The organism is Agromyces sp. H17E-10 (assembly GCF_022919715.1).
In the GTDB taxonomy this organism is placed as follows: Bacteria; Actinomycetota; Actinomycetes; order Actinomycetales; family Microbacteriaceae; genus Agromyces.
On the sequence record NZ_CP095042.1, the window covers coordinates 1057530 to 1069331 of the forward strand.

An 11802-nucleotide genomic window follows, 5' to 3' on the forward strand; every position below is an offset into this window, starting at 1 on the left:
GATGCCGCCGTCGGCTACCCTCGAACCAGGTCGACACGATCGGGGGACGAATGACTGACCTGTCGATCGATCGCGAGCATCTCGAGCAGATCACGCGGAAGCTCGAATCGGCCGCCGAGCGGCTCGTACTGCAGTCACGCGTGGTCTCACCGGGCGCGGCGGGACTCCAGTCCCCGACCGCCGAGGACGCGCTCGCCGAGGCGGCGCGCCAGCATGCGGCTCGCGCCGAGGCGCTGCACACGCGACTCTCGGAACTCGCCGAACGACCCACGACCGTCGCCGACCGCTTCGCCCAGCAGGACCGCGTACTCGGGGAAACAGACTGATGGCGTGGACGGAGGATCACCCGTCGGCGGGATATCCCGATCAGATCCGGGCGGTCGCACGAGCACGGCAGGACGCCGCAGACGGCATCCGCGAGGCGATCTCACGGCTCGACGACGCCAGAGGCATCGCCGAGGACGACGAATGGAAGGGCGAGGCGAAGTCGTCCTTCCTCACGGCACTCGACGGGCCGGGTCCCGACCTGGTCGTACTCGCCGACGGATTCGATCATCACGCGCAACTGCTCCGCGGCTACGCGGGCGACCTCGAGACGCTCGCGGAGACCGAACGCGCGCTTCGCGAGCGCCGCGACGAGCTGCACGACGACGAGGCGGCGGCCACCCGCGAGCTGCGGGTGCTCGCGCCGCCCGGCTTCACCACGGGCGACGAGTCCGAGGACGAACGCATCGCGCGTCGTCGAGCCCGCTATCGCGAGACGATCGAGGACGCGCGCTCGGGACTCGACGCCGTCGAGCACGACTGGGATGAACTCGTCCGTGAGCGGCGCCGGATCGACCGCGAGCTCGCCGCCCGCCTCACCGATGCGCTTTCGCTGGGCGGCGCCTGGCGGATCGATGCCGAGACGATCGCGTCGTCGTCAGCGAGCGCGCTGCTCGAGAAGCTCTCGGAGCTCTCCGAAGGAGACCTCGCGCTGCTGCTCGAGCTGCATCCCGAGCTCGCCGAAACCCTGATCGAGGCCGACCCGAACGCGGTCGCCGAACTGTGGGCGACGCTCTCTCCGGAGGCGCGGCGCACCCTCGTGAACGGCATCCCCGAGATCGTCGGCAACCTCGGCGGCGTGCCGTATGCCGCGCGAGACCTCGCGAACCGCCTCGTGCTCGACCGCACCATCACACGGCTCGAGGCGACCGGCCTCGGTTCGCAGGAGCTGAGCGACCTGCGCGCGATCCGGGAGGCGCTGGCGACGGCGTCGAAGAACTATCCGATGCAGCTCGTCTCGCTGGATGCCGACGCCGAGCCGAAGCCGCTCGCGGCCATCTCGGTCGGCGACCTCGACACGGCGACGAACGCGACGTTCCAGGTCTCGGGCATGTACTCGTCGACGAGCGACATGGTCAACGCCGTGACCGATGCGAAGACGATGAAGCGAACGGAGGACGAGTGGGCGACCTACCTCGGCCTCGGCGGTTCGACGGCGGTCGTCGCCTGGATCGGCTACTCGTCGCCCGACGCGATCACCGTGCTCGGCGAAGGGCACGCCCGCACCGGCGCGAAGCTGCTCGAACAGGAACTCCGCGCCTACGACGCGACCGTCGGCACCGGAACGACGCTCAACATCAACGCCCACTCGTACGGCACGCCGACCGTCGCGATCGCACTGAGCCAGCCGGGCATCTCGGCCGACTCGTTCGCGATGTACGGGTCGGCGGGTCTGACGGGCGATGTCAGCCTCGGCGGGCTCCACGTGCCCGACGGCCAGGTCTGGGCCGGCGAGACGATCGACGACCCGTGGGCACCGACCGGGCGGATCCTGAGCGGACGCCAGGACCCGGCCGACTGGACCGGAGTGAACGAATTCGGCACCAACGGCGGCGAGACCGACCCGATCTCGGGCGAGCGGCTCGCCGAGTCGCACGGACACGGCGAGTACCTCATCCCGTCGAGCGAGTCGGTGCGCAACCTCGCCCTCATCAACCTCGGTCGCGGCGACCTGGTCACGAGCGATCTCACGACGCTCGCGCCGGGCGCGCCGGGTGACGACTCCGGCGGGGTGGTGTGATGCTCGCCCGCACCGGAGGCCTCATCGCCGCGGTCGCCGCCGTCCTCGCCCTGGTCGGCTGTGCAACGGAAGGACAATCGGACATGACCGCTGAGACCGCCCGAGACGAACTCGCGGCCCTCTTCGACGAGACCGAGACCCTGCTCGGCGGCGACTGGGAGAACCGCGACGACCCGGCGCCGTACGAATGCACGACCGCTAGCGGCGGGGTGGGCGTGCAGTACGCGTTCTCGCGGCTCGGCGACGGCGCGACCGACGAGGCGACCATCGACGCGCACCTCGACGAGGTCGCCGCGCTCTGGGGAGAGCACGGATATGAGACCGAGGTCGTCCGCGAAGGGGATCTCGGACCGCGACTCGTCGGCGGCAACGACCGCAGGTCGCGCATCACGTTCGCGATGTCGACCGAGGGATCGTTCCTCTCCGGCGGCAGCGACTGCGAGCCCGGTTCCCCTGAGGCCTCCGAGCCTGTTTCGGAGTGATGTCCGATCGTGGCCGCGCGACACGGCGCGGCCACGATCGGATGACCTCGCTCAGCCCTCGCCGGCGCCCACCGTGCGGATGAACCCGAGCACGTTGTCGCGCAGCGCCTCGACGCGGCGTTCGCGGGCGGCCTCGACGTCGAAACCGATGTACGCGGTCGGCGGGCGCTTGCGCGCGTTCGCCGAGCACTGGAAGTCGGCGCACACGAGCGTGCCGACGGTGTCGCCCTTGCGGCCCGCCTGTCCGGCGCGGCGCGCGATGAAGAAGAGCACGTCGTTCGGCAGGTGCACGTCCTCGCACCAGGCGCACTGGGGGCGTGAGCGCATGCGCCCCTCGGCGCGCTTCAGCATGACGCCGACCAGTTCGCCGTCGACCTCCGCGACGACGTAGGCGACGTTCGGCAGCTTGCGGTCGCGCCAGCCGAGGAAGTCGCGGCGGTCCCAGTCGAGGTCGGCGAAGTCGGCGGGCAGGGTGAGCGTGTTGCGCTCACGGACGGTGGCGTTGACGAAGGACGCGCGGATCTGCGCGTCGGTGATGGGAAGCATGAATCGGAACCTGTTCTGTTCGCCACCCGATCGGGCGGCACGTTGACGTGTGCGACGACGTCGGCCACGGGCGTTTCCGGGCGCGGACGACGGCGGCCCCCGGGCGGATGCCGGCGACCGCGGGCGGGGTCAACTGATCGCGGCGCGTACGGCGCCGGCGACCCCCTCACGCCCGCGCGCATTCGCGGGCACACCAGAACGATTCACGATCGCCGAGTCTACGCCCGCGAACCGGAACGGCGGCTGAACGGGCCGGTCGGCACTCGATGAGCGGGTGAGGATCGGCATCGGGGGTCGCCTGGCGTCGGGGTCCTCGGGGGTCGGGGTCGTCGGGGGTCGGGGTCGTCGGGGGTCGGGTCTAGCCTCGACCCCATGGCAGCGCATCGGCTCGACCTCACCACGGCCCGACGCCTCGCGGTGCGTGCACAACGGCTCGAGGCATCCCGGCCGACCGACCTCGTCAGCCTCGTGCACGATCTCAACCTGCTGCAACTCGACCCGACCGCGGCGATCGCGCCGAACGCCGACCTCGCCGCGTGGAGCCGGCTCGGCGGGTCGTACCGCCCGAGCGACCTGACCGCGGCACTCGAGCGCGACCGCGCGCTGTTCGAGCTCGACGCGCTCATCCGGCCCGTCGGCGATCTTCCGATGCTGCGGTCCGAGATGGCCTCGTTTCCCGAATGGCCGCGCTGGCGCGACTGGCTCGAGCAGAATGACGGGTTCCGACGCGACGTGCTGAACCTGCTGGCGGATGCTCCGGCGCCGATGCTCTCCCGCGACATCCCCGACACGAGCGCCGTGGCCTGGCAGTCGACCGGGTGGACCCACGATCGCAACGTGAGCCGCATGCTCGAGTCGCTCGCGCTGCGCGGCGAGATCGCGATCGCCGGCCGGCAGGGGCGCGAACGCCTGTGGACGCTCGCGGAGCGGGTGTACCCGGCGGTCGTGCCGGGCTCCGAACTGACCGCCGAGGCAGCGACGGCGCTGCGCAACGAGCGCCGACTGACGTCGCTCGGCATCGCCAGGGCGAAGAGCACGAAGATGCCGCTCGAGCCGGTCGACGTCGGGCGGGCCGGCGAGCCGGCCGTCGTCGACGGCGTGCCCGGTGAATGGCGGGTCGACCCCGAGTTGCTCGCGTCCCTCGGCGACGAGGCATCCGGCCGTCCGTTCGAGCCGCGCGCAGCACTCCTGTCGCCGTTCGACCGGCTCATCTACGACCGCAAGCGCGCCCTGCAGCTCTTCGACTTCGAGTACACGCTCGAGATGTACAAGCCGGCCCTGAAGCGGCGGTGGGGGTACTTCGCGCTGCCGATCCTCGTGGGCGACCGGCTCGTCGGCAAGCTCGACGCGAAGGCCGAGCGCGGCGACGGCGTGCTCGTCGTGAACGCCGTGCACGAGGACGTGCCGTTCGATCGTGCGACGCGCGACGCGGTCGACGGCGAGATCGCCGCGCTCGCGGAGTGGCTCGGGCTCGAGGTCGCCGACCGCCGCCGCCGTTGAGGCTCGACCCCCCTGCGCGGAGTGTCGGCGGGGTGTCGAGGAGCGACGGGTGTCGGCGGTCGCTGCCATGCTGGTGGCATGGCGATCGAGGTGCGACCGGCGGATGTGTTCGACGACGTTGCGGCGGTGATCGGGCCGAAGAAGCCGACCTCGAACGTGTGCTTCTGCCTGAGCTACCGCCTGCTGAGCTCGAAGGAGAACGTCGCGCTGCGCGAGCCGCAGCGGTCCGAGCGGGTGCGCGAGCTGTGCTCGATGGACCCCCCGCCCGGCGTGCTCGCGTACGACGGCGACGAGCCGGTCGGCTGGGCGGCGGTGCATCCCCGCGCCGACACGAGCTTCGCGAAGAACCGGCGAATCCCGCACGTCGACGATCTCGACGTGTGGTCGGTCTGGTGCTTCCGGGTGCGGCCGGGTCATCGCAAGAAGGGCCTCGTGCACCACCTGCTCGCGGGCGCGGTCGACTTCGCCCGTGCGAACGGCGCACCCGCGATCGAGGGCTATCCCGTCGACAACCGCGGCGAGAAGGTCGACCTGACGATGGCCTACGTCGGCACCCGCGCAGTCTTCGAAGAGGCGGGCTTCACCAAGGCCTCAGACACCACGTCGGTGCTGTCGGGTCACCCGCGGGTGATCATGCGGCTCGACCTGCGCTGAGGCACACGGGCCGGTCGACGGCATCCGCGTCGCGCACGACGCGAAGGGTCGCGAGCGACGGGTCGACCGCACCGCGCACGTAGCCGCCCGGCGTCCCGGCGATGCGCTGCAGGAAGGCCACGACCTCGGCCGTGATCACCTCGCCCGGCAACACGTTCGGGATGCCGGGCGGGTAGGCGGCGAGCGCGTCGGTCGACACGCGCCCGATCGCGTCGGCGACCGGCACGGCGTCGCCCTGCGCGAGGAACGCCGCGCGGGGCAGCATCGCGAGCGGTCCGGGCGCGGGCAACGCGACGGCCGCCTCGATCGCGGATACCCCGTCGCCGCTCGACTCGGGTGCGATCGCGTGCAGCGCCTCGACGATGCGGTCGGCGTCGGGCACGACGCCGGCGCCGAGCACGGCGACGACGGCCGAGTCGGTCGAGATCTCGAACGAGATGCCCTCGCGCTCGAGTTGTTCGCGCACGGTGTGCCCGTGCAGGCCGCCGCGGGCGACGTCGATCGAGACGCGCAGCGGGTCGGCGTCGATGATGTCGTCGAACTCGCCGAAGCCGTCGCTCACGACGGCGAACCGCCCGCGCGCCCGGATCTCGTCGCGCAGCCGGTCGGCCGCGGCGATCGACGCGGCGATGCGGTCGTGCCCCGTCTCGAGGGTCTCGCGGGCGAGGTCGAGCGAGGCGAGCAGGAGCGAGCTCGCGCTCGTCGACTGCGTGAGCATGAACGCGCGCTCGACGAGCGGCTCGAGCTCGTCGGCGTACGGCCCGTCGGCGAGGTGCAGCATCGCCGACTGCGTGAGGCTGCCGCCGAGCTTGTGCGTGCTCGAGATGACGAGGTCGGCGCCGAGCCGCAACGGGTTCTCGGGCAGGTCGGGGTGGAAGCCGAAGTGCGCGCCCCAGGCCGCGTCGACGATGAGCGGGGCGCCGGCCTCGTGGGCGACGTCGGCGAGCGCTGCCACGTCGGCGACGGCCCCGAAGTAGCTCGGCGAGATGAGGTACACGCCCTTCGGACGGTCGACGCCGGCGAGTGCGGCGCGGAGTGCGTCGGGCGAGACGCCGTGGTTGATGCCGAGGTGCGGGTCGATCGCGGGTGCGACGAAGCGCGGCGCGAGCCCGGCGAGGATGACGCCGTCGATGAACGACGAGTGGGCGCTGCGCTGGCCGACGACCGGTGCGTCGGCGTCACGGTAGGCACCGAGCGCGAGGGCGGCGATGCGGTTGCCCTGGGAGGCTCCGTTCGTGAGGAACCAGGTACGGCGGGCGTTCCAGGCGCGGGCGGCGAGCGCGAGCGACTCCGCCAGCGGGTTGCCGGGCCCCTTGTCGATGCCGCCGAGCAGCGGCGGGACGTCGCGCCGCAGCAGTTCGGGGCCGAACCACTCGGTGAGCGCGGGCGCCGCGTCGGGGTCGGCGGCGTGCCCGGGCACGTAGACCCGGGCGCGGTCGGTCTCGGCGTAGCGGGCGACGGCGTCGGCATAGGGAGTGGGCATGCCTCCATCGTCCCGTGCCGAATCTCAATACGGAATACCGATTGTTCTGGAATGATCGATAGCAGCTATTGATCTGGGATTGATGCTCCGGCGAATGCCGCGAGGGAGGGAGGGAGCGTGATCGACCTGCGCCAGTTGCGCGCCCTCCGCGCGATCGCCGAGCACGGCTCGGTGGCCGCCGCCGCCCGCGAGCTCGGCTGGAGCCAGCCGACGGTCGCCCATCACCTCGCGGGGCTCGCCCGCGCGACGGGGGCCGCGGTCGTCGAGAGCTCCGCGGCGGGCACGGTGCTCACCCCCGCCGGGCGGCTCTGGCTGCCGCATGCCGCCGCCATCGTCGACCGCGCCGACCGGGCGCTCGACGAGGTGCGCACCGCGCTCGGCGAGGCGCGGCGCACGGTGCGGTTCGGCGTCTTCCCGACGGCCGCCGCCAGGCTGCTGCCCGCGCTCGTCGCAGCGTTCGACGCCGCCGGGCTCGTCGCCCGCATCACCGAGGCGGAGCTCGACGTGCTGCAGTCGTCGCTCGAGCGGCTCGACCTCGACGCAGCGGTCGTCTACACGGCGCCCGGCGAGCAGCCGCGCGCGGCGGCCGGCTACACGACCACTCCCCTGTTCACCGAGCACTTCTCGCTCGTCGTGCCGGCGCGGCATCCGCTCGCAGGCCGCGGGCAGGTGCGGCTCGGCGCGCTCGCCGGCGAGCGATGGGTGATCGGCACGCATGACGACGACCCGATCGACGCGGGGTTCCGCGCCGCGGCCGTGCGGGCGGGTTTCGACCCCATCGTGGGGCCGCGCAGCGACGACTACCGCGTCGTCGTCGAGTACGTCGCCGCGGGCCTCGGCGTGGCGCTCGTGCCCGAGCTCGCCCTGCCGCCCGAACGCGACGACCTCGCCGTGCTCGACGTCGCCGGCCTCGAACTCTCGCGGGCCGTGTCGCTCGCCACGGCGCCGACGCTCGACCCCGACCTCGTCGCGCTCATGGTGAGAACGCTTGCATGAGCGGCGTTTGCCGAGATCTCTATACATCCGATCTTTAATCGGGCAGGATTGATCGCACCTCGCTGTTTTCGCCGATCACAGTGGGTCAAGACCTGTTAAACACCAGATCAATGATGCTCCGGAGGTTCCCCGATGCTCCAACGCGAGATTCCGCGCCGTCGTGCCCTGCAGCTCGGCGGGCTCGTCGCACTCGCCCCGCTCGTCCCCCAGTTCCTCGCCGCCCAGCCCGCGGCGGCGCTCGTCGGCGGCCGGGTCGCGGCAGCCGCCGGTCGCGGCATCCCGGTGCCCGAGCTCTCGCCGAAGGCGCTCTGGTACGGCACCCCGGCCACCGACTGGGAGAAGCAGGCACTGCCGATCGGCAACGGCCGCCTCGGCGCGATGCTCTTCGGCAACCCCGATGAGGAGGTCGTGCAGTTCAACGAGCAGAGCCTCTGGGGCGGGCTCAACGACTACGACAACGCGCTCGCCGGCAAGCCCGACGGCGCCTACGACACGAGTGTGACGGGTTTCGGCTCGTACCGCGACTTCGGCACGCTCACGATCGGGTTCGGCGCCCGCCCGAAGGTCACGGCGCCCGGCGGCCCGTACAAGATCTGGGGCGCCGAAGACGTCGACAAGAGCTACGACGGCAACAGCCAGACGAAGTGGTGCATCGACGGCCCGCCGTCGCACGTGCTCTGGCAGGCCGAGCTGCCGACCCCCGCCGTGGTCTCGTCGTACAGCTTCACGAGCGCGAACGACGTGCCGGCGCGCGACCCGCAGGAGTGGCGGGTGCTCGGCTCGAACGACGGCGGCACATGGGCGACGCTCGACTCGCGCACGGGTGCGCCGTTCGAGCAGCGCTTCCAGACGAAGACGTACGAGTTCCAGAACACGACCGCCTACCGCTTCTACCGCATCGACTTCGTGCCGAAGGCCGGCGTGAGCCACTTCCAGGTCGCCGAGATCGGGCTCGGCGGCGTCGAGCTCGCGACCGGAGGCAGCGTCTACGTCTCGTCGCCCACGGGACACGCCGACTCGCTCGTGGGCAGCGTCGACGGCGAGGCATCCACGGTCTGGCAGGTGGCCGACGCCGGATCGGGCGCCGCGTGGCAGCTCGAGCTCGGCGCGAAGCGGGCGCTCACCGGCTACGTGCTGACGAGCGGGCCCGACGCGCCCGAGGCCGATCCGCGCGACTGGGTGCTCGCCGCCTCCAACGACGGGCTCGCGTGGAAGACCCTCGACACGAAGTCGGGCGTCGCGTTCGGTGGCCGCGGCGAGGCGAAGAGCTTCTCGTTCGCGAATTCGACGGCGTACTCGATCTACCGGCTGACCTTCACGTCGCCCGGCGCGTTCCGGCTCGCCGGCGTCGCGCTCACGGGCAGCGGGTACACGACGCGGGGCCAGCGCAACGTGGTCGGGTACCGCCGGGCGCTCGACCCGACCGTCGGCGTGCACACGACCCACTTCGCCACGGTCTCGGGCACGGTGCTGCGCGAGGCGTTCGCGAGCCGCGAGGCCGACGTCGTCGTGCTCCGGTACACGAGCGACACGGCCGGCGCGCTGACCGGCACGATCACGCTCGCCTCCGAGCAGGAGAACTCCCCCGCCTCGGCCGATGTCGCCGCACGCCGCATCGGCTTCGCGGGCACCATGGCGAACGACCTCAGCCACGCGGCGACGGTGCGCATCGCCGACACCGACGGCGAGGTCACGGCCGACGGCGCGGGCCTGCGCGTGACGGGCGCGTCGACCCTCACCCTCCTCCTCGACGCGCGCACCGACTACAAGCTGAGCGCCGCTGACGGCTGGCGCGGCGACCCGCCGCAGCCGGGCATCGACGCGGCGCTCGAGGCGGCGGTCGCGCGCAGCTTCGACGACCTGCTCGACGAGCACGTCGCCCAGGTCTCCGAGCTCATGTCGCGCGCCGCGGTCGAGTGGGGCGAGACGGATGCCGCGGTGCTGGCGCTGCCCACGACGACGCGGCTCGCCCGTTACGGCGCGGGCGAGTCCGATCCGACGCTCGAGCAGACGATGTACGACTTCGGCCGCTACCTGCTGCTGAGCTCGTCGCGGCCCGGCGGCCTGCCCGCCAACCTGCAGGGGCTCTGGAACAACAGCAACCAGCCGGCGTGGGCGAGCGATTACCACACGAACATCAACGTGCAGATGAACTACTGGGGCGCCGAGACGGCCGACCTCCCCGAGTCGCACGAGGCGCTCATCGCGTTCGTGCAGCAGGTCGCCGTGCCGAGCCGGGTCGCCACCCGCAACGCGTTCGGCGAGAACACCCGCGGCTGGACGGCCCGCACCTCGCAGAGCATCTTCGGCGGCAACTCGTGGGAGTGGAACACCGTCGCGAGCGCCTGGTACATGCAGCACGTCTACGAGCACTGGGCGTTCACGCAGGACAAGACGTACCTGCGCGACGTCGCCTACCCGATGATCAAGGAGATCTGCGAGTTCTGGCAGGACCGCCTGAAGGAGCTGCCCGACGGCACCCTCGTCGCGCCAGACGGCTGGTCGCCCGAGCACGGCCCCCGCGAGGACGGCGTCATGTACGACCAGCAGATCATCTGGGACCTGTTCCAGAACTACCTCGATTGCGCCGACGCCCTCGGCGACGAGGAGCTCGGCGCCGACGTCGAGTACCGGGCGACGATCGCCGACCTGCAGTCGCGGCTCGCGCCGAACAAGATCGGCAAGTGGGGCCAGCTGCAGGAGTGGCAGTCCGACCGCGACGACCCGACCGACATCCACCGGCACACCTCGCACCTGTTCGCGGTGTACCCGGGCCGGCAGATCACGCCGTCGTCGCCCGAGTTCGCGGCGGCGGCACTCGTGTCGCTCAAGGCGCGCTGCGGCGAGAAGGAGGGCGTGCCGTTCACCGCGGGCACCGTGTCGGGCGACAGCCGCCGTTCGTGGACGTGGCCGTGGCGCACCGCCCTGTTCGCCCGCCTCGGCGACGCCGAGCGCGCCGGCATCATGGTGCGGGGCCTGCTCACCTACAACACGCTGTCGAACCTGTGGTGCAACCACCCGCCGTTCCAGCTCGACGGCAACTTCGGCATCACGGGAGCGATCGCCGAGATGCTGCTACAGAGTCACGACGGCGTGATCCGCCTGCTGCCGGCGCTGCCCGCCGACTGGGCGGCATCCGGTTCGTTCACCGGCCTGCGCGCCCGCGGCGGCTACAAGGTGAGCTGCGAGTGGAAGGACGGCGAGGTCGTCTCGTACGACGTCGTCGCCGACCGTGCACCGAACATGTCGAACGTCACGGTCGTCGTGAACGGCGATCGCCGCAAGGTGAAGCCCGCGAACACGAAGAACGGCAAGCCGATGCGCGATCTCGGCCCGGCCGCCTGACCAGACTCTCGATCGCGCATCGAATCGGATGCCTCAGGCTTCGGCCCGGGGCATCCGATTCGTCGACGTGAAGGCCGGTTGAGGAGGTCGCGGAGCGACCGTCTCGAAACCCACCCTGCGGGTTGAGGAGGGAGCGCAGCGACCGTCTCGAAACCCACCCTGCCGGTTGAGCGGGGCGCGGAGCGACCGTCTCGAAACCGCTCCGGCAGCGTCAGAGGAAGAGCTTGAACCCGACGTGGGATGCCGCGAAGCCGAGCCGCTCGTAGAAGCGGTGCGCGTCTTCGCGGCGGGCGTCGGAGGTGAGCTGCACGAGCGCCGCCCCGCTCGCGCGCGCCTGGTCGACGGCCCACCGGATCATCGCGCTGCCGACGCCACGCCCGCGCAGGTCGTCGGCGACGCGCACGGCCTCGATCTGCATGCGGTAGGCGCCGCCGCGCGCGAGGCCCGGGATGAGCGTGAGCTGCATCGTGCCGACGAGGCGACCGTCGGCGTCGGCGATCGAGACGAGCGTCTGGGCCGGGTCTGCGTCGATGGCGTCGAAGGCCCGCTCGTACCGGGCGAAGTGCTCGGGATCGGTGCTGTCGTCGTTGCGGCGGAGCGCGTCGGCGGCGAGCAGCGCGACGAGCGCGGGCAGGTCGTCGAGGGTCGTGCGCCGAAGGGTGTAACGGTCGTCGCGGATCTCGAGGTCGACGGGGAGCGCGATGCGCGCGGGGGCTGTAGGGGGCATGCCG

The 11802-nt window shown here is 71.8% G+C and carries 10 protein-coding genes; 7 read left to right on the top strand and 3 right to left on the bottom strand.

Annotation, left to right across the window (positions count from 1 at the left end):
- Window positions 1-50 precede the first annotated feature (50 nt).
- From MUN74_RS04810 to MUN74_RS04820, 3 genes are all read left to right on the top strand, one after another.
- On the top strand, window positions 51-326 hold the full coding sequence (locus MUN74_RS04810) for a hypothetical protein (RefSeq protein WP_244855279.1): 276 nt from the start codon (window positions 51-53) through the stop codon (window positions 324-326).
- On the top strand, window positions 326-2065 hold the full coding sequence (locus MUN74_RS04815; protein WP_244855280.1) for an alpha/beta hydrolase: 1740 nt from the start codon (window positions 326-328) through the stop codon (window positions 2063-2065). Before MUN74_RS04810 ends, MUN74_RS04815 begins: the two co-directional genes overlap by 1 nt.
- Before the next feature lie 83 nt (window positions 2066-2148).
- Window positions 2149-2547, top strand: a complete 399-nt coding sequence (locus MUN74_RS04820) for a hypothetical protein (protein WP_244855281.1) — start codon at window positions 2149-2151, stop codon at window positions 2545-2547.
- Between the two features lie 51 nt (window positions 2548-2598).
- Here the strand turns inward: MUN74_RS04820 and MUN74_RS04825 are convergent, their stop codons facing one another.
- Window positions 2599-3093, bottom strand: coding sequence for an FBP domain-containing protein (locus tag MUN74_RS04825; RefSeq protein ID WP_244855282.1), 495 nt, complete (start codon window positions 3091-3093; stop codon window positions 2599-2601).
- 372 nt (window positions 3094-3465) lie between these two features.
- Between MUN74_RS04825 and MUN74_RS04830 the strand changes: the two genes are divergently transcribed.
- A complete protein-coding gene (locus tag MUN74_RS04830) occupies window positions 3466-4593 on the top strand; it encodes a DNA glycosylase AlkZ-like family protein (protein WP_244855283.1) in 1128 nt (375 codons plus the stop codon).
- A gap of 78 nt (window positions 4594-4671) precedes the next feature.
- Window positions 4672-5247, top strand: a complete 576-nt coding sequence (locus MUN74_RS04835; protein ID WP_244855284.1) for a GNAT family N-acetyltransferase — start codon at window positions 4672-4674, stop codon at window positions 5245-5247.
- Here MUN74_RS04835 and MUN74_RS04840 read toward each other — a convergent pair.
- Window positions 5225-6730 (bottom strand): aminotransferase class I/II-fold pyridoxal phosphate-dependent enzyme, encoded by a 1506-nt coding sequence (locus tag MUN74_RS04840; RefSeq protein ID WP_244855285.1) that lies wholly within the window; start codon window positions 6728-6730, stop codon window positions 5225-5227. The two genes, MUN74_RS04835 and MUN74_RS04840, sit on opposite strands and share 23 nt — an antisense overlap.
- A 117-nt stretch (window positions 6731-6847) precedes the next feature.
- Here MUN74_RS04840 and MUN74_RS04845 point away from each other — a divergent pair, with 117 nt between their 5' ends.
- A complete protein-coding gene (locus MUN74_RS04845; protein ID WP_244855286.1) occupies window positions 6848-7726 on the top strand; it encodes a LysR family transcriptional regulator in 879 nt (292 codons plus the stop codon).
- A gap of 132 nt (window positions 7727-7858) precedes the next feature.
- A complete protein-coding gene (locus MUN74_RS04850; RefSeq protein ID WP_244855287.1) occupies window positions 7859-11071 on the top strand; it encodes a glycosyl hydrolase family 95 catalytic domain-containing protein in 3213 nt (1070 codons plus the stop codon).
- 211 nt (window positions 11072-11282) lie between these two features.
- Here the strand turns inward: MUN74_RS04850 and MUN74_RS04855 are convergent, their stop codons facing one another.
- Window positions 11283-11798 (bottom strand): GNAT family N-acetyltransferase, encoded by a 516-nt coding sequence (locus MUN74_RS04855; RefSeq protein ID WP_244855288.1) that lies wholly within the window; start codon window positions 11796-11798, stop codon window positions 11283-11285.
- Window positions 11799-11802: the final 4 nt, after the last annotated feature.

Bases quoted from the DNA above. Each gene is read 5' to 3' on its own strand.
- MUN74_RS04810 (WP_244855279.1), top strand. From the start codon at position 51: ATGACTGACCTGTCGATCGATCGCGAGCATCTCGAGCAGATCACGCGG.
- MUN74_RS04815 (WP_244855280.1), top strand. From the start codon at position 326: ATGGCGTGGACGGAGGATCACCCGTCGGCGGGATATCCCGATCAGATC.
- MUN74_RS04820 (WP_244855281.1), top strand. From the start codon at position 2,149: ATGACCGCTGAGACCGCCCGAGACGAACTCGCGGCCCTCTTCGACGAG.
- MUN74_RS04825 (WP_244855282.1), bottom strand. From the start codon at position 3,093: ATGCTTCCCATCACCGACGCGCAGATCCGCGCGTCCTTCGTCAACGCC.
- MUN74_RS04830 (WP_244855283.1), top strand. From the start codon at position 3,466: ATGGCAGCGCATCGGCTCGACCTCACCACGGCCCGACGCCTCGCGGTG.
- MUN74_RS04835 (WP_244855284.1), top strand. From the start codon at position 4,672: ATGGCGATCGAGGTGCGACCGGCGGATGTGTTCGACGACGTTGCGGCG.
- MUN74_RS04840 (WP_244855285.1), bottom strand. From the start codon at position 6,730: ATGCCCACTCCCTATGCCGACGCCGTCGCCCGCTACGCCGAGACCGAC.
- MUN74_RS04850 (WP_244855287.1), top strand. From the start codon at position 7,859: ATGCTCCAACGCGAGATTCCGCGCCGTCGTGCCCTGCAGCTCGGCGGG.
- MUN74_RS04855 (WP_244855288.1), bottom strand. From the start codon at position 11,798: ATGCCCCCTACAGCCCCCGCGCGCATCGCGCTCCCCGTCGACCTCGAG.